The sequence below is a fragment of the Parasphingomonas halimpatiens genome (assembly GCF_036663795.1).
In the GTDB taxonomy this organism is placed as follows: domain Bacteria; phylum Pseudomonadota; class Alphaproteobacteria; order Sphingomonadales; family Sphingomonadaceae; genus Sphingomonas.
Map to the genome: position 1 here is coordinate 13,273 of NZ_JAXOJP010000028.1, position 18,233 is coordinate 31,505.

18 protein-coding genes are annotated in these 18,233 nt (G+C 67.3%); 11 read left to right on the forward strand and 7 right to left on the reverse strand.

The window, feature by feature from the left end; translation table 11 throughout:
* Window positions 1-37: 37 nt before the first annotated feature.
* Both U1839_RS20740 and U1839_RS20745 read right to left on the reverse strand, forming a co-directional pair.
* The gene (locus tag U1839_RS20740; protein WP_332805479.1) at window positions 38-1,255 is read right to left on the reverse strand and encodes a M20 metallopeptidase family protein; all 1,218 of its coding nucleotides are present in this window, start codon (window positions 1,253-1,255) and stop codon (window positions 38-40) included.
* Window positions 1,256-1,284: 29 nt separating this feature from the next.
* The gene (locus tag U1839_RS20745; protein ID WP_332805480.1) at window positions 1,285-2,526 is read right to left on the reverse strand and encodes a NupC/NupG family nucleoside CNT transporter; all 1,242 of its coding nucleotides are present in this window, start codon (window positions 2,524-2,526) and stop codon (window positions 1,285-1,287) included.
* Between the two features lie 357 nt (window positions 2,527-2,883).
* Here U1839_RS20745 and U1839_RS20750 point away from each other — a divergent pair, with 357 nt between their 5' ends.
* The 6 genes from U1839_RS20750 to U1839_RS20775 all read left to right on the forward strand — a co-directional run bounded on the left by U1839_RS20750 (window position 2,884) and on the right by U1839_RS20775 (window position 7,110).
* Window positions 2,884-3,570 (forward strand): queuosine precursor transporter, encoded by a 687-nt coding sequence (locus U1839_RS20750; RefSeq protein ID WP_332805481.1) that lies wholly within the window; start codon window positions 2,884-2,886, stop codon window positions 3,568-3,570.
* A gap of 118 nt (window positions 3,571-3,688) precedes the next feature.
* The gene (gene argB / locus U1839_RS20755; protein ID WP_281129576.1) at window positions 3,689-4,588 is read left to right on the forward strand and encodes an acetylglutamate kinase; all 900 of its coding nucleotides are present in this window, start codon (window positions 3,689-3,691) and stop codon (window positions 4,586-4,588) included.
* Window positions 4,589-4,670: 82 nt separating this feature from the next.
* Window positions 4,671-4,967, forward strand: a complete 297-nt coding sequence (locus U1839_RS20760; protein ID WP_503653551.1) for a YggT family protein — start codon at window positions 4,671-4,673, stop codon at window positions 4,965-4,967.
* 7 nt (window positions 4,968-4,974) lie between these two features.
* Window positions 4,975-5,850 carry a bifunctional methylenetetrahydrofolate dehydrogenase/methenyltetrahydrofolate cyclohydrolase FolD gene (folD, locus tag U1839_RS20765; RefSeq protein WP_332805483.1) on the forward strand — a complete coding sequence of 292 codons (876 nt, stop codon included), beginning with the start codon at window positions 4,975-4,977 and terminating at the stop codon, window positions 5,848-5,850.
* Window positions 5,847-6,449: a hypothetical protein gene (locus U1839_RS20770; protein WP_332805484.1), complete on the forward strand. Its 603-nt coding sequence runs from the start codon at window positions 5,847-5,849 to the stop codon at window positions 6,447-6,449. Before folD ends, U1839_RS20770 begins: the two co-directional genes overlap by 4 nt.
* A gap of 40 nt (window positions 6,450-6,489) precedes the next feature.
* Window positions 6,490-7,110 carry a MarC family protein gene (locus tag U1839_RS20775; RefSeq protein ID WP_332805485.1) on the forward strand — a complete coding sequence of 207 codons (621 nt, stop codon included), beginning with the start codon at window positions 6,490-6,492 and terminating at the stop codon, window positions 7,108-7,110.
* Window positions 7,111-7,126: 16 nt separating this feature from the next.
* On the opposite strand, the gene U1839_RS20780 is transcribed toward U1839_RS20775, so the two are convergent.
* The 5 genes from U1839_RS20780 to U1839_RS20800 all read right to left on the reverse strand — a co-directional run bounded on the left by U1839_RS20780 (window position 7,127) and on the right by U1839_RS20800 (window position 9,202).
* Window positions 7,127-7,519 carry a DUF1801 domain-containing protein gene (locus U1839_RS20780; RefSeq protein ID WP_332805526.1) on the reverse strand — a complete coding sequence of 131 codons (393 nt, stop codon included), beginning with the start codon at window positions 7,517-7,519 and terminating at the stop codon, window positions 7,127-7,129.
* Between the two features lie 5 nt (window positions 7,520-7,524).
* Window positions 7,525-7,752 carry a hypothetical protein gene (locus U1839_RS20785; RefSeq protein ID WP_332805486.1) on the reverse strand — a complete coding sequence of 76 codons (228 nt, stop codon included), beginning with the start codon at window positions 7,750-7,752 and terminating at the stop codon, window positions 7,525-7,527.
* Window positions 7,753-7,792: 40 nt separating this feature from the next.
* A complete protein-coding gene (locus U1839_RS20790) occupies window positions 7,793-8,203 on the reverse strand; it encodes an SRPBCC family protein (protein WP_332805487.1) in 411 nt (136 codons plus the stop codon).
* Window positions 8,200-8,523, reverse strand: coding sequence for an ArsR/SmtB family transcription factor (locus U1839_RS20795; RefSeq protein ID WP_332805488.1), 324 nt, complete (start codon window positions 8,521-8,523; stop codon window positions 8,200-8,202). The genes U1839_RS20790 and U1839_RS20795 overlap by 4 nt, the downstream gene beginning before the upstream one ends.
* 97 nt (window positions 8,524-8,620) lie before the next feature.
* Window positions 8,621-9,202, reverse strand: coding sequence for a DUF1579 domain-containing protein (locus U1839_RS20800; RefSeq protein WP_332805489.1), 582 nt, complete (start codon window positions 9,200-9,202; stop codon window positions 8,621-8,623).
* 59 nt (window positions 9,203-9,261) lie between these two features.
* Between U1839_RS20800 and U1839_RS20805 the strand changes: the two genes are divergently transcribed.
* From U1839_RS20805 to U1839_RS20825, 5 genes are all read left to right on the forward strand, one after another.
* Window positions 9,262-10,089, forward strand: coding sequence for a LytTR family transcriptional regulator DNA-binding domain-containing protein (locus tag U1839_RS20805; protein ID WP_332805490.1), 828 nt, complete (start codon window positions 9,262-9,264; stop codon window positions 10,087-10,089).
* A gap of 133 nt (window positions 10,090-10,222) precedes the next feature.
* Window positions 10,223-10,768, forward strand: a complete 546-nt coding sequence (locus tag U1839_RS20810; protein ID WP_332805491.1) for an RNA polymerase sigma factor — start codon at window positions 10,223-10,225, stop codon at window positions 10,766-10,768.
* Between the two features lie 174 nt (window positions 10,769-10,942).
* Window positions 10,943-14,719 carry an FG-GAP-like repeat-containing protein gene (locus tag U1839_RS20815; RefSeq protein WP_332805492.1) on the forward strand — a complete coding sequence of 1,259 codons (3,777 nt, stop codon included), beginning with the start codon at window positions 10,943-10,945 and terminating at the stop codon, window positions 14,717-14,719.
* Between the two features lie 309 nt (window positions 14,720-15,028).
* Window positions 15,029-16,834 carry a vWA domain-containing protein gene (locus U1839_RS20820; protein ID WP_332805493.1) on the forward strand — a complete coding sequence of 602 codons (1,806 nt, stop codon included), beginning with the start codon at window positions 15,029-15,031 and terminating at the stop codon, window positions 16,832-16,834.
* Between the two features lie 196 nt (window positions 16,835-17,030).
* On the forward strand, window positions 17,031-18,152 hold the full coding sequence (locus U1839_RS20825; RefSeq protein WP_332805494.1) for a tetratricopeptide repeat protein: 1,122 nt from the start codon (window positions 17,031-17,033) through the stop codon (window positions 18,150-18,152).
* Window positions 18,153-18,233 lie beyond the last annotated feature (81 nt).

An 18,233-nucleotide genomic window follows, 5' to 3' on the forward strand; every position in this document is an offset into this window, starting at 1 on the left:
CCAACCCCTCCCCTGAAGGGGAGGGGCTGAGTAAGGGTCAGTCGAAGCCGTCCTCGAGGAACTTGGCCGCGATCGCGCAGTGCAGCGCAACGCCACGCGCCATCGTCGCCTCGTCGATCGTCATGCGGGTATTGTGCAGCGGCGGGTTGGTGTGGGGGTCGCTGCCGGTTTCGGCGACGCCGATGAAGGCCATCGCGCCGGGCACGTCGCGCAGCACATAGGCGAAGTCCTCGGCGCCCATCATCGGCGCGGGCATCATCTGCCATGCCGCGTCACCGCCCAGCGCCACCGCCTGGCCGCGCATCAGGTCATGCGCGCGCGGGTCGTTCATCGTCACGGGATAGCCGCTCTCGAGCCGCACCTCGCCGACCAGCCCGTGCGCCGCGGCGATGTTCTCGACGATGCGCTTGAAGGCGTCGCGCATCAGCTCGCGCGTGCGCTCAGACAGCGTGCGCAGCGTGCCGGTCATCTCGCACGACTGCGGCACGATGTTGTGCGCCGAGCCGGCGTTGATCTGGGCGATGGTCAGCACCGCCGGGTCGCTCACCGGCACGCGACGCGCGAGGAAGGTCTGCAGCGCGGTGACGATCTCGCACGCCACCGGGATCGGGTCGAGCGTATCGTGCGGCATCGCGGCATGGCCGCCGCGCCCGCGGATCGTCGCGTAGAGCGTGTCGGTCGAGGCGAGCAGCGGCCCGGGACGGCTGACGAAGGTCCCGGCCGGCGCATTGGGCGAGATGTGCAGCGCGAACGCCGCCTCGGGCTTGGCGATGTCGAGCAGCCCGTCTTCGATCATGTAGCGCGCGCCGTGGTAACCTTCCTCGCCGGGCTGGAACATGAAGACGACCGTGCCGGGCAGGCTGTCGCGCCGCGCGCACAGCGCCCGCGCCGCGCCGACCAGCATTGCCGAGTGCGCGTCATGCCCGCAGGCGTGCATCGCGCCGGCAACCCTGGAGGCGAAGGGCAGGCCGGTCTCCTCCTGCATCGGCAGCGCGTCCATGTCACCGCGCAGCAGCACGGTGCGGCCATTGTCGCGGCCGCCGCGCAGGATCGCGACGAAGCCGCTGGTCGTCTTGCTGGTATGGATCTCGAGCGGCAGCCCGGCGATCGCGGCGCGCAGCTTGGCGGTGGTGCGGTCGCAGTGCAGCCCGATCTCGGGGTCGGCATGGATCGCGCGTCGGAGTTCCACGACATCGTCGAGTTCGGCCTCGGCGGCGGCGCCCCAGTCGGTCCCGGCGTCCATCACGCTGTCCATCATCTCACTCCTTGCCGACGCAAAACGCGTCAGACGATCAAAAGCCCCGCCAGCGCCGCCGACATCAAATTGGCGAGGCTGCCCGCCGCCAGCGCGCGCAGCCCGAGCCGGGCGATGGTCGGGCGCTGGTTGGGGGCGAGCCCGCCGGTCACCGCCATCTGGATCGCGATCGACGAGAAGTTGGCGAAGCCGCACAATGCGAAGGTCACCACCGCGATGGTATGCGCCGACAACGCCGCCTTGGCGCTGCTGAGATAGCTGAACGCGACGAACTCGTTGATCACCACCTTGGTGCCGAACAGCCCGCCGGCCGTGGTCGCCTCGCTCCACGGCACGTTGAGCAGCACCATCACCGGCGCAAAGGCGTAGCCGATAATCGCCTGGAAGGTCAGGTCGGGATAGCCGAACAGCCCGCCGATGCCGCCAAGGATGCCATTCGCCAGCGCGACGAGCGCGACGAACGCCAGCACCATCGCGCCGACCGCGACCGCCAGCTTGACGCCGGTCTGCGCACCCTCGGCCGCGGCCATGATGATGTTGGCCGGGCGCTCCTCGCCGAACGGGATGTCGCCTTCGACCGCCGGCTCCTTGCCGACATCGGCGGGGTCGTCGGGCATGATCAGCTTGGCCATCAGGATGCCGCCCGGCGCCGACATGAAGCTCGCGGCGAGGAGATAAGGCAGCAGCTGCGGGCCGAGCATCGAGGCATAGGCGGCGAGGATCGTGCCCGCGACGCCGGCCATGCCGACGGTCATGACGCAGAAGATCTGCGACGGGGTCAGTTCGGCGAGATAGGGGCGGATGACCAACGGCGCCTCGCTCTGCCCGACGAAGATGTTCGCCGCCGCGCCGAGCGATTCGACCTTGGAGATGCCGGTGACGAACTGGATGCCACCGCCGATCCAGCGCACGATGAACTGCATGATGCGCAGGTAATAGAGGATCGAGATCACCGAGGCGAAGAAGATGATCACCGGCAGCGCGGCGAGCGCGAAGCTGTTGCCGCCCATCGCGGGATCGGCCAGATTCCCGAAGATGAATTTGATGCCGGCATGGGCATAGCCGAGCAAGCTCGTGACGCCGAGCGCCATGGCAGCGATCACATTCTTGCCGGCCGGCACGTAGAGCACGAGAAAGGCGATCCCGGCCTGCAGCGCGAAGGCCGCGCCGACGACGCGCAGGCGGATCGCGCGGCGGTTGTTCGACAGCAGGACCGCGATGCCGAGAATGACCGCGATGCCCGCGATGCCGATCAGAAGTCGATTTACCAACGCTTGTCCGCCCCAATTACCTGGTCCGGCCATCGGCCGGTCATGTGCGCCACCATACAGGGCCAATCGCATTGGGCTAGTGTTTCGACGGCGTTCGCTTTCGGCGGCGGACGTGCGGTCTACAAGCCGACACCCCGGACGTGTTCCGTGTTCGAGCTTTGGCTTGCCCCCGGCACGCCAAGCTTGTGTTCGGGGAACACAAGCTCGCCCGAACACCACCACGCCGCATGATCACGACCCATGGAATTTGCGGAGCGGTGGATGCCGGCACAAGTCCGGCATGACGGAGAATGGTTACAGGGCCACATCACAGCGCAAGTTTTGACGGCGGCGCGTTCTGCGCTAGCAACGGCGCCTATGAACCAGACCTCGCCCGCGATCCCGCGCTCGCTCTTCGCTTTCTCGATCTTCTATGGCGGCATGGTGTGTATCGCCGGCGTGCTCGGCAACAAGCAGGTCGCGCTCGGGCCGCTATCGGCGATCGGGCCGCTGTTCGGTCTCGGCCCGCTGGCGATCGAGGCGGGGATCTTCGCGTTCCTGTTGCTGGTCATCACGTCGAGCGCGATCGCCGAGCTTCACGGGGCGAAGACCGCCAACACGCTGGTGCGCTTCGGCTTCGTGCCGCTGATCATCTCGATCCTGCTGTCGCTGGTCGTGCTGACCATCCCGGCGGCGAGCGACATGGATCCGGTGCGGCGCGACGCCTTTGCGCTGATGATGGGCGCGACGCCGCGCATCTGGATCGCCGGGATCATTTCCTACGGCATCTCGCAGACGCTCAACGTGACGGTATTCTCCTTCCTGAAAGGGCGCGAGGGCCAGTCGATGTTGTGGCTGCGCGCCGGCGCTGCCAGCATCCTCAGCCAGATCGTCGACACATTGCTGTTCGTCAGCATCGCCTTTTACGGTGTCTTCCCGATCCGCGAGATCCTGGTCGGGCAGATGATCGTCAAGGTCGTGCTGTCGGCGCTGCTGGTCCCGCCGCTGATCTATCTGATGGTCGCGATCGGCCGCCGGCTGGACGGCACCAACGCCGCCGGCTGAGCGCCGGCACAGATTGGGGTAGCGGCGTTGGGCGGAGATCCCCCTTGCGCGTTCGTCTGGCTACGGAAAATCACGACCATTGCGGCAGGGGGGATAGAACCCTAAGGCCGCGCGCATCATGACCGATTACGCCCCCGATCCCGCCCTGCTCGCCAAGGCCGAAACGCTGGTCGAGGCGCTGCCCTATATGCAGCGTTATGCCGGCGCGACCTTCGTCGTGAAATATGGCGGGCATGCGATGGGCGATCCCGAGGCGGCGCGCGATTTCGCCGAGGATGTCGTGCTGATGAAGGCGGTCGGCATCAACCCGGTCGTCGTCCATGGCGGCGGGCCGCAGATCGGCGCGATGCTCAAGCGGCTCGGGGTCGAATCGAGCTTCGTCAACGGCCTCCGCGTGACCGATGCCGAGACCGCCAAGATCGCCGAGATGGTTCTCGCGGGATCGATCAACAAGGAAATCGTCGGCTGGATCGGCCAGGCCGGCGGGCGCGCGGTCGGCATTTCGGGCAAGGATGGCGGCTTCGTCCGCGCCGCCAAGGTCGGGCGCGATACGCCCGACCGGCTGCAGGGCATCGAGCGCCATGTCGATCTCGGCTTTGTCGGCGAGCCGGTCGGGGTCGACCGGCGGATCATCGACACGCTGTCCGACGCCGGGATCATCCCGGTGGTCGCGCCGATCGCGATCGGCGACGATGGCCACACCTACAACATCAATGCCGATACCATGGCCGGGGCGATCGCCGCCGCGCTCGGCGCGTCGCGCCTGTTCATGCTGACCGATGTGGTCGGCGTGCTCGACAAGGCCGGCGCGCTGATGACCGATCTCGACCCTGCCGGCGTTGCGAGCCTGCGCGCCGACGGCACGATCACCGGAGGGATGATCCCCAAGATCGAAACCTGCGTCGCGGCGGTCGAGGCCGGGGTCGATGCGGCAGTCATCCTCGATGGGCGCGTGCCGCACGCCATGCTGCTCGAGGTGTTCACCAAGCGCGGCGCCGGCACGTTGATCCGGCGGTGAGCGGAGCGGCTATTGCCGTCGCCGGCTTTGCTGTATCGACCGGCGGAGTGCTGACAAGCGGAGGAATGCCTTGATCGACGTCGTGTTTCGAATTCTCGGGGTGTTGCTGGACCTCATGTGGTGGGCGGTGTTCCTCCACGCGATCCTCGCCACTTTGATCTCGTTCAACGTGATCAACACGTGGAACGAGACCGTGCGCGTTATCTTCCAGACGTTGCAGAAGATCGTCGACCCGATCGAGCGCCCGATCCGGCGCATCCTGCCCGATTTCGGCCCGCTCGACCTGTCGCCGTTCGTCGCGCTGGTCCTGATCATGATCACCGGCACGATCATCCTGCCCTATCTGCAATCGGTCGCCCATGGCGGCTCGATCCTGTGAGGCCGGCATGACCGCACGCATCATCGACGGCAAGGCGTTCGCCGCCGACCTGCGCGACCGCATCGCCGCCCAGGTCGAACTCTTCCGCGCCGCCGCTGGCCGCATGCCGGGGCTGGCGGTCGTGCTGGTCGGCGAAGACCCCGCTTCGGCGGTCTATGTCCGCTCCAAGCACAAGGCGACGCTCGCCGCGGGCATGGCGAGCTTCGAATATCGCCTGCCCGCCGACACGCCGCAGGATGTGCTGCTCGACCTGGTCGACACGCTCAACGGCGATCCGGCGGTCGACGGCATCCTCGTCCAGCTGCCGCTGCCGGGGCATATCGACGAGCAGGTGGTGATCACCCGCATCGACCCCGACAAGGATGTCGACGGTTTCCATCCGGTCAATGCCGGGCGGCTGGCGACGGGGCTCGAGGGGTTCGTGCCGTGCACGCCGCTTGGCTGCGTGATGCTGCTGAAGGATGTGCTCGGCGATCTGTCGGGGCTCGACGCGGTTGTGGTCGGGCGCTCGAACATCGTCGGCAAGCCGATGGCGCAATTGCTCATCAGGGAGAGCTGCACCGTCACCGTCGCGCATTCGCGCACGCATGATCTGTCGAGCGTGGTGCGCCGCGCCGACATCGTCGTCGCCGCGGTCGGCCGCCCGGCGATGATCCGCGGCGAATGGATCAAGCCCGGCGCGACCGTCATCGATGTCGGCATCAACCGGACCGAGGACGGGCTGGTCGGCGATGTCGATTTCGCCGGCGCGGCGAGCGTCGCGGGCGCGATCACCCCGGTGCCGGGCGGCGTCGGGCCGATGACCATCGCCGTGCTGCTGCGCAATACTTTGGTGTCCGCGCATCGCCGCGAGGGCGTGGCGTTCGACAGCGACTCGCTGTGATGTTGCCGCTGCTGCTGCTGGCGGCCGCGCCTGTGGCGGCGGCGCCCAGCGCGGCGGACGCCGAGCGCGACTTCGCGCGCGCGGCACAGACCGATGGGCAATGGACCGCCTTTCGCCGCTATGCCGCCGAGGACGCGACGATGTTCGTGCCGCAGCCGGTCAGGACCCAGGCGTTCCTCAAGGATCGCCGCGACCCGCCGGTGGCGGTGATGTGGTGGGCGGCCGACAGCTATGTCGCGTGCGACCGCAGCTTCGCCGCCAATACCGGGCCGTGGCTGCGCCCGGCAGAGAAGAGCGTCGGTTATTTCAGCACGCTCTGGGTACGCCAGGCCGATGGCGGCTGGAAGTGGCTGGTCGATGGCGGCGACGCGCTGACCACGCCGCGCGCGGCGGGCGATGGCCCGCGCCTGCACCGCGCCGCCTGCCGCGGCACGCCGACGACGGTCGCCGCGGTGCGCTATGCCGCCGGTGAGACCGGCGAGGGCATGTCGGAGGATCGCACGCTGGCATGGCGCTGGCATGGCGCTGGCATGTCGCGCCCGACGGCGCGCGAAGCTTCGACGTCTGGTTGTGGGACGGGCGCCGCATGCGCAGTGTGATCGCCGACCGCATCGCCGCGCCAACACCCGCCGCACGCTGATGTTCGAACTTTATATCTCCTCGCTGATCACCTTCTTCGTGGTGATCGATCCGCCGGGCTGTGCGCCGATCTATGCCGGCCTGTCGGCCGGCGCGACGCCGGCGCATCGCCGCGCGATGGCGATCCGCGCGGTGTTCGTCGCCTCGCTCATCCTGTTCGCCTTTGCCGGCTTCGGCGAAACGCTGCTCCGCGCGCTCGGCATCAGCCTGGCGAGCTTCCGCATCGCCGGCGGGATCATGCTGTTCCTGATCGCGCTCGAAATGGTGTTCGAGAAGCGCACCGAGCGCCGCGAGGACCGCGCCGCCAAGATCGCCGCGACGCCCGAGGTCGAGGATGTGTCGATCTTCCCGATGGCGATGCCGATGATCGCCGGCCCCGGCTCGATCGCCAGCGTGATGCTGATGATGAGCCGCAACCACGGCATCGAAAGTGTCGCGGTGGTGCTCGCCGCGCTCGCCTCGATCCTGTTGCTGACGCTCGCCGCGCTGCTCGCGGCGGGGCCGATCATGCGCGTGCTCGGCGCCAAGATCGAGGCGGTGATCACCCGCCTGCTCGGGGTGCTGCTCGCGGCGTTGGCGGTGCAGTTCGTGATCGACGGGATCCGCATCAGCCTCGGGTGACGGCGCCGCGGCGTGATCAGCCGCGCGATGCGTTGAGCGCCACCGCCGCGCGGATCAGCGCGGTCAGCGCCGCCTCGTCGATCTCCGCGCCCTGATGGAAATCGATCGCGCGCCGCATATTGCCGTCGAGGCTGGCATTGAACAGGCCGCTCGGGTCGTCGAGCGCGGCGCCCTTGGCGAAGGTCATCTTGACCACTGCCTTGTAGGTTTCGCCGGTGACGACCATGCCGTGGCGATACCAGACCGGCACACCGCGCCACTTCCATTCCTCGACGATCTCGGGCTCGGCGCGGTGGATGATGGCGCGAAGCCGGGGGAGCAGCGCGCCGCGCCAGTCGCCCAGCGCGGCGATCTTTTCGTCGATCCGTTGCGACGGCGATTTGCCGTCGGCGGACTCGGCCGCACCCATCGCGGTCACGCCCGTGTCGCCACGCGCCGCCCGCTGCGCGCCTTCATCGCATAGGGCAGGACGAACATATACAGCCCGCTGAACAGCAGCAGGAAGAGCGGGGGCAACGGCGCGTAGACCAAAAGGCGTGGCGGCTCGCCCAGCGCCATGGCGATGAAATTGGCCATCACGGCGAGCGTGAAGGCGATCGACAGCCAGCGATGCGCCTGCCTGATCCCTTGGGTGATATTCAAGACGACCTCCTCATGATGATGAAGCGGAGCGGGCCCGGGATCAGTCGATCTGCGCCAGCACGGTTTCGAGTGCCGCGAGGAAGCGCGGCCAGCCGGTCCGCGCGCCGTGATAGGCGCGTTGCTGGTCGGGCCGGAAACCAACCTGCTCGATGCGCAAGCGCGTCCCCGTCGCCGATGGCGTGAGCGTCCAGGTGACGACGCTTTCAAGGCCTTGTGCCGCCCAGCTATAGGCCAGCATCCGGTTGGGCTCGATCGCCTCGACTTCGCAATCGACCACGCCCCAGTCGGCGCGCAGCGTGAAGCGATGGCCGACCGCGAGCGCGAAGTCGTTCTGCATCAGCCACTCCGCGATCAGCTGCTGCTGGGTCAGCGCGCGCCACACCTTTTCCGGTGGATGTCCGATCTCGCGCTCGACCACGACGGTGCGCGTTTCGGTCGTGACATCGCTCATTGGTCCGTCCTCCCCAACAGGTCTTCGAGCTCGTCGATCCGGCTCTCCCAGAATCCGCTCATCCGGCTGGTCCAGTCGATCAGCGGGGCGAGCGCGCCGGCCCGCGCGCGGTAATGCGTCTGGCGGCCGGCATGGCGATCGCCGACCAGCCCGGCCTGTTTGAGTATGCCGAGATGCTTGGACACCGCGGGCTGCGAGACCCCGGCCAGCGCGGTCAGCGCCCCCACGGTCTGCTCGCCGTCGCGGCACAAGCGCTCGTAAAGCGCGCGGCGCGTCGGATCGGCGAGCGTCTTGAACAGCAGTTCGTGGCTGTCGGGCATAGGAATACATAACTCGCTGGCTATCGGTCAATGCCATAACCAGCGAGTTATGAGATTGTCAACGCGGCGCGCCCTGCTTTACCGGGCAATGAGCATGTCAGCGGGCCTGCGCGCCCTCGCCGGGCCACGCGCTGTCGCCGAGCCGTTTGAGGTTCATTTCGAAGAAGCGTTGCGGCGGCTGGTTCGCTGTCACCCGGTCGCCGACTTCGTTCCACACGCCGTCCTTCAGCGTCGCGGTGTAGCGGATCGTCACCGCGCCCAGCGGGATTTCCCAGACATAACCCGTCGCGGTCGGTGTCAGCACGAAATCCCCGGCATGGCCCTGTGCATAGCTGTGCAGCGTGTAACGTTTGCCGGCCGAATCGTACGACACCACGCCGAACGCGTTGAAACCGGTGCTGCCATCGGCCCGCAACGCCTTGCCCTCGATCAGCTTGATCGTCCCGCCGAGCAACGGCCCGATGCGTTCGGTCTGCGTGACGCGATGCGGGCCGTCCGGGGCAGTGGTCACCGCCTCGCCGCGCCAGCTGCCGTCCATCCAGGCAAGCCGGGTCATTGCCTCACGCTCGGCCTGCAACAAGGCGGGATCGGCCGATTGCGCCGCTGCCGGCGCGGCGCCGCCGGGTGCGACCATCGCCCCGATCATCAATGCGGGCAGCAGTGTATGAAAGAGCGACATGACTTGACCTTTCCGACTGGTTGCGTGGCGGCGGTCGCGGTGGCAGCCTGTGCCGCGCGATGCCCCGATCCGTCACCCCCGCTTTGGTCCCGCGCAACGGCGCTTTCGCGAAGCATGTCCGGCGCTTCGCGGATCGCGCGCGCGCCTTGCCCGGTTTCCCGACGATCGAAATCGTCGCGGCGGCGGCGGCCGTGCTCCTGGTCGTCGTCGGCGCGTTCGGCACCGGCGCCCTGCCATTGCCGACGCGCCTCGTCTTCTGGGCGATGCTGATGGGGTGGAGCACAGCCAAATGGCAGGCGTGGTTCGCACTGACGGTGCGACAACCGCGCGACTGGACGCGCGCCGTACTGCTTGGCGCGGTGGGGCTCAACCTGCCCTTGCCGCTCGAAATCGGCGTGGCGTTGCGGCTGGTCGGTGTCCCGGCAGCAACGCGCGCCGCGCCGCATATGTGGGCCAGCGCACTGGCGATGACGGCGGTGGTTTTCGCGATGCTCTATCTCGCCCGGTCGCGGTCCCGCCCCGTCTCGACCGTCTTCGCCGCGTCGGGGATCGTCCCCGGCGGTGTGCTCGCCAAGGCAGGTATTATCGCGCCGGCCGCGCTGGCCGCTATCCGTGCAGAAGATCATTATTGCCGCCTGTTTCTTGTCGATGGTCGGTCGCGGCTGATCCACCACCGCTTCGGCGACGCCCTCGGCGAGGTCGCCGGGTTCGACGGGTGTCAGATCCATCGCGGTGCGTGGGCGGCCAATGCTGCCGTGGTCGCAGCCGAGCGTGACGGGCGCGCCTGGCGACTGGTGCTGGCCGATGGCACGCGGCTGGCGGTCAGTGCGCGCTTCGTGTCCACGTTGCGCGCCCTGGGCTGGCTCAACCGCGCGCTAACGCGTTAAGGGCGTCGGCGCGCGGGTGGCATCGCTGTCGTGGATCGGGCAGATAGCGCGCGTGTCAGGGCATATCGCGACAGGCTGTTCAAAGCCGCACCGGCGCATGAGTGCCACGCGCCTGCGCGAGCGACCGTGAGTGATGGCGCGGACCGCGGATGATCCCGACGCCGACCTGCTCGCCGCCGCCATGACCGGCGACCGCGACGCCTTCGCCGCGCTGCTGGAACGCCATTATGATCGCATCCACGGGCTTGCCTGGCAGCTGACCGGCACGCGCGCCGATGCCGACGACATCGCGCAGGATGTGTGCTGCACTTTGGTCGAGAAGATCGGCGGCTTTCGCGGCGAGGCGAAATTCTCCACCTGGCTGTGTGGCATCGTCTACAATGCGGCGCGCGATCTGCACCGTCGCCGCCGCTCGTTCAGCGGCCTGACCGATCGGCTCGCGGTGCTGGTCGGCCTGGCGCGCGGCCCCGACGGGCGCGACCTGCACGACGCGATGTGGGTGAAGAGCGCGATCGCCCGGCTCGCGCCACCCTATCGCGACGCCGCGATCCTTGTCGCCGGCCAGCAGCTGACCCATGCCGAGGCCGCCGCCATTCTCGGCGTGGCCGAGGCGACGGTATCGTGGCGCATGCACGAGGTGCGCCGGCTGCTCTCCGGCGCGCAGCGCGAGCCAGACTAACCGCGCGGGATTGGACTAATTTCGACTGACACTTCTAAAAGTATTAACCGGGCTGCGCACCCTGTTCGTGCGAAGTTGGCGGCGCCAATCGCTCACCCTCCGATCTGGCCTGATAGCCGCTTGTATGGCCCGCTGCGCGAGTTTAGACATCTGACGGGCGAGGCGGAGGGTTAAATGCTTACGATCAACGATGATTATCATTTGGCCGTTGGTCAGAACCTCCTGTTCGTCGACGACCAGCAGCCCGATAACCCGGGCGTGCAGACGACCGGGTTGTTCGCGCAGCCGACGCATCGCGTCCCGACCATGTTGACCATCGATGGCAACATTGTGGTCGGAGACGCGACGACGAAGGAGGCGATCGGGATTCGCCTCGATTACGTGGACGCGCGGTATCTGCCGTCTCTCGTGCTCAATGGCGAACTCGACGTTACCGCCGGCGTGTCTGGGGGCGGGGCGAGTGGCGTCGTGACAAGCGACACTGCCGGGCCTCAAGGTTTTCAGACCATCACGATCAATGGCATCGTGCGTGTCGTTAATACGGCCAACGGCCAACAATCCTATCTGAACGGCGCGGGTGGCGTAAACGGCCGCACCGTCATCAACAACGGTTTGATCGACGTCCGATCCGATCACGGCACCGCGGGTGCCGTCCATCTTTCGCAGAACGGCGCCTCGCTGCTCAATACGGGCACGATCAATGTCAGCGGCTATGCGACCGCGGCAGAGCCGACATTCGTATCGGGCGTCGCGGGATACGGCGTGCGGACGCTGATCGACAATCGCGGCACGATCACTGCGACTGCTTCGGGCGGAGGCGCGGAGGCGGTCGGGATCTACCTCTTTCCAGACAACACCAATCTCTACCAGCCCGGTACGATCCTCAACAGCGGCACGATCATCGCGAAGACCGCAATCCGCGCGACGGAAGGCTATAATGTCGCGCTGACGATCACCAATAGCGGTTTGATTCAGGGTGATCTCAGGCGTGACGGTGGGCTTGACATCGTCACCAATGCGGCAGGCGGTATCTGGGTCGGTACGCTGGAACTCGGACGTTTCCCCGATCTGTTCCGCAATGCGGGAACGATCACGGGATCGATAACGCTGGGCGCGACCGCTGACTATTTCGACGGTGCGGGCGGCAGCGTTTCCGGTTCGGTGGATGGCGGTGGCGGAATCGATCTTCTGCGCGGGGGCGCAGCAGTCGATCGGCTAAGCGGCGGGGATGGCGCCGACATGCTGGTGGGTCGCGGTGGCGCCGACATGCTGACCGGCGGCGCCGGGGCGGACACCTTCGTCTACACTGGCGCGGAAGACTCGGCGGGGGCGAATGCCGACACGATCACCGATTTCCAGACGGGCGTGGATCACATCGACCTGAGCGCACTGGCTCCGCTTTCGATGTCGTTGGCAGCAAGTGGTAGCCAGACCGTGGTTTCCGGCACTTCCGTCGGCGGCGATTTCCGCATCATCGTGAATGGAATGGTTTCGCTGGGCGATATCGTCACGACCCAGCCCGGCACGGTTCAAACGGGTACCGATGGTGGCGAACTGTTGGTCGCGGCGACGGGCGGCGGTCAGCTCTATGGCATGGGCGGCGATGACACCTTGGTCGGAGGCGACGGCGACGATCTGTTTGATGGCGGGGCTGGCGCGAACACGATGTTCGGCGGGCGCGGAAACGACATCTATGTCATCCGCACGGACGGCGACCGCGTGCTCGAAGCGGTCGGCGAAGGGGTCGACGAGGTCCGCACCTATATCGACTATTCGCTGCAGGCCAATGTCGAGAACGGTCGGATTTTGGGCGCCGCAGCAGTCGGTTTGCTTGGCAACGATCTCGCCAATATCCTTTCGGGCAACGATGCCGACAATTACTTGTCGGGCGCTGGTGGCGACGACACCATTTACGGTGCGGGCGGCGCGGATACGATGATCGGCGGCAATGGTGCCGACCGTTTCGTCTATCGCGCGACCACCGATTCCACCGCCGCGCAGATGGATTATTTGCAATATTTCGAACACGGTATCGACAAGGTCGATCTCACCGCTGTGGCGCCGAGCCATTTCTCGTTCGCCGATTTCAATAACCCGTGGGTCGGGGTGCATTGGACGACCGTCACGATCGAGACCGTGTCGGGCGTCACGATGACGATCCGGATCGATGGCGTAGCGACCCTCGCCGATTTTATCCTGCCTGCGAACACACGGATTCACTTGCCGACGGGTATTGATTTGAACGGTGACCATGTTGGTGATGTATTGTTTCGCTCAGTGTCTGGGGGTTTTGCGTCGTGGCATCTGGCCGACACGTCGATCACGGGCGGCGGGGACATTGGTAATCCTGGATCCCTCTTTCGCCTGGCTGCGGTGGGAGATTTCAACGGCGATGGCACGAGCGATCTCCTGTACCGCGGGCGGGACGGGACTCTGGCGTCGTGGCAGGTGGCGGGGGGGGCGATCACTGGTGGCGGAAACATCGGCAATCCCGGAGCTGCCTATGCGCTGGTCGGGACCGGTGACTTCAACGGTGACGGGACGAGTGACCTGTTGTTCCTGAACGGTCTGACCGGGGCCTATGCGACCTGGGATCTGAGCGGCACGGCGATTACCGGCGGCGGTACGATCGGCAACCCGGGCGCGGGGTATGTGTACAAGGCGACCGGCGACTTCAACGGCGACGGCAAGAGCGACGTGCTGTTCGAGAACGCGAACGGCGGTTATGCGATCTGGACGCTGGACGATGCCAAAATCAGCGGTGGCGGCAATCTCGGCAATCCCGGTTCATCCTGGTTCTTCAAGGGCGTTGGCGATTTCAACGGCGACGGCAAGAGCGACTTGCTGTTCGAGAATGCCGACGGGAGCTACGCAACCTGGGATCTGAACGACAGTGCGATCATCGGCGGCGGCACGATCGGCAATCCGGGGGCGGCGTGGTCGTTCGCCGGGATCGGCGACTACAATGGCGACGGCAAGTCGGACATCGTGTTCCGGGGTGCGAACGGAACGCTGGCGACCTGGACGATGAACGACACCGCCATCACCGGTGGTGGTAATCTTGGCGATCCGGGATCATCGTTCGCGGTGGCGAACGGCCACGGTGCGAACAGCTTTGCGACGCTCCTCTTCCAGGGCACCGACGGCACGGTCGCGACCTGGCAGATCAACGCCGGGGTCATCGTCGGCGGCGGCACGCTCGGCAATCCGGGAGCGGGCTGGACGGCGAAGGCGGTGGGCGACTTTGCCGGGACGGGCGAGAGCGACGTGCTGTTCCAGTATAGCGACGGCACGCTGGCGACGTGGCACTCGGACGGGGCGCACTTCATCAGCGGCAGTGCGCTGGGCAATCCAGGCGCGGGCTATGCGTTCAAGGGGGTCGGCGACTTCAACGGCGACGGCAAGATCGACATATTGTTCCAGAACAATACGACCGGCGTCTATGCGACCTGGGATGTGTCGGGCAACGCGATCATCGGTGGCGGCAATATCGGGGTTGCGAGCGGCTACAGTTTCGTGGCGACCGGCGACCTCAACGGCGACGGCAAGGCCGACATAGTGTTCAAGGATGCGTCGGGCAATTACGCGGCATGGCTGCTGAGCGACACCGCGATCATCGGCGGCGGCACGATCGGCAATCCGGGGGCGGGCTGGACGTTCAAGGCGCTGGCCGACCTCAACGGCGACGGCAAGGCCGACATGCTGTTCCAGAACGTGAACGGCTCCTATGCCAGTTGGGATCTGGACGGCAACGCCATCATCGGCGGCGGCGATATCGGTAACCCCGGCGATGGCTTCACCCTCGCCAAGGTGTTCGACATCAACGGCGACGGCAAGGCCGACCTCGTATTCGAACACGCCGGAGCTTATGCCGCATGGCTAATGGACGATATACACATCCTACAGGGAAACACCCTCGGTAACGCCGATATAAGTCTACATCTCGTTTGAGGCGCGGCGCTCTTGACATCTGGCCGATGGTGCCAAGGTCCGCCTTGGCGTTCCGTTCACGTACCCGCCATGGCCGGCATCTTCCCCTGTGCGCAAAGCTCGAGGCCAGACATGTATCTGTCCTCGATCGACGCGATGAAGACGCATAGACGACGCGGTCGCTGGTGCTGACTTAACGCGGCCTGCAAAAGTGCCCGCACTTAGACTAATCGGTGAGAATATTTTTTCCCGACACCCAAGGAAATCCCGAGCCGGCACGTCCCAGTGACATGCGGACGATGGTGCGCCGCAGTCATCAGGGAGTTTCTCATGCCTCGCCTCTACCCAACGCCGCTGGGACGAACGATCGCCGCCGGGCTGTCGATGATGCTGGTCGTGTCGTGCACGCACGCCGGCCTCGATCAGGCGTCGACGACCGCCGATGGCACGCCGCCGGCCGCGTCGCCGGCGAATGACGTGGTCGTCACCGGCAGCAAGGTCGCGTCCGGTCGCGCCGCCGAAGCCCGCGACGAGCGCTTTGTCCGCGTCGACATGGCGGCACCGCCACCGCCGCCGCCGCCGCCGCCGCCACCACCTCCGCCTCCGCCGCCGGCGATGATGGTCAGCGGCGCCATGTTGGCATCGCCCCGCGCCGCCATGCCGTCCGAACCGCGTCCCTACAGCCCGCCTTATTATCAGGAGGTCGGGCGCGATCGCTTCACAGCGACCGCGCAGAACCCGTTCAAGCTGGTGCAGCAGGAACCCGTCTCGACCTTCTCGATCGACGTGGACACCGCCAGCTACGCCTTTGTCCGCGCCTCGCTCAACCGCAACACGCTGCCGCAACCGGCGGCGGTGCGGACCGAGGAAATGGTCAATTATTTCCCCTATGACTATGCCGCGCCGCGCAGCGCGGCGCAGCCGTTCAGCACCAATGTCGCGGTCTTCCCCAGCCCGTGGACGGCGGGGCGCAAGCTCGTCCGCATCGGCATCAAGGGCTATACCATCCAGCAGGCGACGCGGCCGCGCGCCAATCTCGTCTTCCTGATCGACACCTCGGGCTCGATGTACGCGCCCAACAAGCTGCCGCTGGTAAAGCAATCGCTCGAAATGCTGCTCGACCAGCTCGACCCGAACGACAGTGTCGCGATCGTCACCTATGCCGGCAGCGCGGGCACCGCGCTCGCGCCGACCCCGGCGCGCGAAAAGGGCCGGATCCGCGCGGTGATCGAGGGGCTTGGCGCCGGCGGCAGCACGGCGGGCGCCGAGGGCATCCGCCAGGCCTATGCGCTGGCCGAGGAGAATCTCGACCCGCACGGCGTCAACCGCGTGATCCTTGCGACCGACGGCGATTTCAACGTCGGCATCACCAGCGAGAACGAGCTCAAGGGTTATATCGAGCGCGAACGCAGCAAGGGCGTGTTCCTGTCGGTGCTCGGCTTCGGCATGGGCAATTACAATGACGCGATGATGCAGACGCTGGCGCAGAACGGCAACGGCACCGCCGCCTATATCGACACGCTGAACGAGGCGCGGAAGACGCTGGTGGACGAGGCGAGCTCGACGCTTTTCCCGATCGCCAAGGACGTCAAGATCCAGGTCGAGTTCAACCCCGCCACGGTCGCCGAATATCGCCTGCTCGGTTACGAGACGCGGATGCTCAACCGCGACGATTTCAACAATGACAAGGTCGATGCCGGCGATGTCGGCTCGGGCCAGACCGTCACCGCATTGTACGAGGTCGTGCCGGTCGGCGGCCCGCGCTCGATCGGCGACCTGCGCTACGCCCGGCCCGCGCCGCGCGTCGCGGGGCAGGGCGGCGAGCTCGGCTTCGTCAAGATCCGCTACAAGCTGCCCAAATCGGACACCAGCCGGCTGATCTCGACGCCGATCGGCCGCGCGTCCGAAGTGGCGCGCTTCGCCGACGCGCCACAGGATGCGCGTTTCGCCACCAGCGTCGCCGCCTTTGCCGAACTGCTGCGCGGCGGGAAATATAATGGCGCGATGGGCTATGACGATGTGCTGCGCATCGCCACGGCGGCGCGCGGCGAGGACGCATTCGGTTACCGCGCCGAGTTCATCCAGCTCGTCCGCGCCGCCAGGGGGGCGGGGGCGATGGCGACGATCGAGCGGTAGGGCGAGCTACCCCACCGCCGTTCGCCCTGAGCCTGTCGAAGGGCCGTTCTTTCTTCGCCTCGGGGGAAAAGAGCGGTGCTTCGACAGGCTCAGCACGAACGGCGAGGGGGCCACCAAACCCCACCTTTCGACGCCACGGCAAATGCCGCTATAAGGCCAAGCAATGCTGCGCACTTCCTCCTGCCGCGCCCGGTGAATGGCGATCGACGACGACATCGCCGGCGCGTTGCCGACCGCGCCGCCGCCGCGCCCGGCGGCGCGCGACGCGGCCATCGCCGCGGCGCTGCGGCGTTTCGACGGGGTCGCTGAGCCGGCGACTGCCGCGCCTCCCGTCAGCCCAGCGCGGCGACCGCTAATCCCCCGCCGCCATGTCGGCCTGCTCGTCACGGTCGCGTTGATCGCGCTGATTGGTGCGCCCGCTGCGTTGATTACCCTGAAGGACCGCTTCCCGACGCCCGCGCCGTCGGTGTCGGCTGCCGCAGCGCCGGTCGATACGGGCCGTGCCGCGACGGCGCCGGTCAGGCCGGGCGCCGCGCCCGCCGATGCCGCGCCGACGACCGCGCCGCAGCCCGCTACGCCGGGCGCCGCATCGCCCTGCACCGGTGGCGGTTGTCCGCGCATCGTCAGCGGCCGTGCCGATGCCGTGGCGACACCGGCGATGAAGGCAGTGCGCGACGAACCCGCCGCACCGCCACCACCACCGCCGCCACCACCGCCACCACCGCCACCACCGCCACCACCGCCGCCACCACCACCACCGCCACCGCCTCCACCGCCACCTCCACCGCCGCCGGCCCCGCCGCCTGCGGCCATTGCCGCCGCGCCCACCGCCCGATTGGAGGAAAGCGCCGCCGCCGATGCCGCGAACATCGTCGTCACCGGCGCGCGCGTCGGGCGTGCCGCCGAGCCCGCGCGCGCGGCGCGTGATCGCTGCGCAATCGACGATCCCGACCGCGACCTCGTCGCCTGTCGTCGCGCGCTCGGTGCGCAAGCCAGGGCCGGTGCTCCCAGCGCCACCGGGCGCCTCAACGAGGGAGTGTCACGCGCCGCGAATGGCGACCTCGACGGCGCGATCGCCGCGTTCGACCGCGCGATCGCGATCGACCCGCGCCTGGCCCGCGCGTGGCTCAATCGCGGCCTCGCCCGGCAGCGCAAGGGCGACCTCGACCGCGCGCTGGCCGATCTCGATCGCGCGGTGCGCCTCGCGCCCGCAGACCCGCTCGGCTATCGCCAGCGTGCGCAGCTGTTGCGCCAGCGCGGCGACCCACGGCGTGCCGCGGCCGACGAGGCGCGCGCTGACGCGCTCGACGCCGACTGAGCGGCACGGCCCGGTAACTCTACGTATCGATCCGCAACGTACGGCGCGCGATGAAGCGGTCGAAGCCGCGCGGTATGGCGT

What these genes read in the sequence shown, in the direction of transcription:
- U1839_RS20825 (WP_332805494.1), top strand. Translation starts at nt 17,031, where the DNA reads ATGGCGATCGACGACGACATCGCCGGCGCGTTGCCGACCGCGCCGCCG.
- U1839_RS20805 (WP_332805490.1), top strand. Translation starts at nt 9,262, where the DNA reads ATGCCCCGATCCGTCACCCCCGCTTTGGTCCCGCGCAACGGCGCTTTC.
- U1839_RS20740 (WP_332805479.1), bottom strand. Translation starts at nt 1,255, where the DNA reads ATGGACAGCGTGATGGACGCCGGGACCGACTGGGGCGCCGCCGCCGAG.
- U1839_RS20750 (WP_332805481.1), top strand. Translation starts at nt 2,884, where the DNA reads ATGAACCAGACCTCGCCCGCGATCCCGCGCTCGCTCTTCGCTTTCTCG.
- U1839_RS20775 (WP_332805485.1), top strand. Translation starts at nt 6,490, where the DNA reads ATGTTCGAACTTTATATCTCCTCGCTGATCACCTTCTTCGTGGTGATC.
- U1839_RS20790 (WP_332805487.1), bottom strand. Translation starts at nt 8,203, where the DNA reads ATGAGCGATGTCACGACCGAAACGCGCACCGTCGTGGTCGAGCGCGAG.
- U1839_RS20810 (WP_332805491.1), top strand. Translation starts at nt 10,223, where the DNA reads ATGGCGCGGACCGCGGATGATCCCGACGCCGACCTGCTCGCCGCCGCC.
- U1839_RS20815 (WP_332805492.1), top strand. Translation starts at nt 10,943, where the DNA reads ATGCTTACGATCAACGATGATTATCATTTGGCCGTTGGTCAGAACCTC.
- U1839_RS20800 (WP_332805489.1), bottom strand. Translation starts at nt 9,202, where the DNA reads ATGTCGCTCTTTCATACACTGCTGCCCGCATTGATGATCGGGGCGATG.
- U1839_RS20820 (WP_332805493.1), top strand. Translation starts at nt 15,029, where the DNA reads ATGCCTCGCCTCTACCCAACGCCGCTGGGACGAACGATCGCCGCCGGG.
- folD (WP_332805483.1), top strand. Translation starts at nt 4,975, where the DNA reads ATGACCGCACGCATCATCGACGGCAAGGCGTTCGCCGCCGACCTGCGC.
- argB (WP_281129576.1), top strand. Translation starts at nt 3,689, where the DNA reads ATGACCGATTACGCCCCCGATCCCGCCCTGCTCGCCAAGGCCGAAACG.
- U1839_RS20795 (WP_332805488.1), bottom strand. Translation starts at nt 8,523, where the DNA reads ATGCCCGACAGCCACGAACTGCTGTTCAAGACGCTCGCCGATCCGACG.
- U1839_RS20780 (WP_332805526.1), bottom strand. Translation starts at nt 7,519, where the DNA reads ATGGGTGCGGCCGAGTCCGCCGACGGCAAATCGCCGTCGCAACGGATC.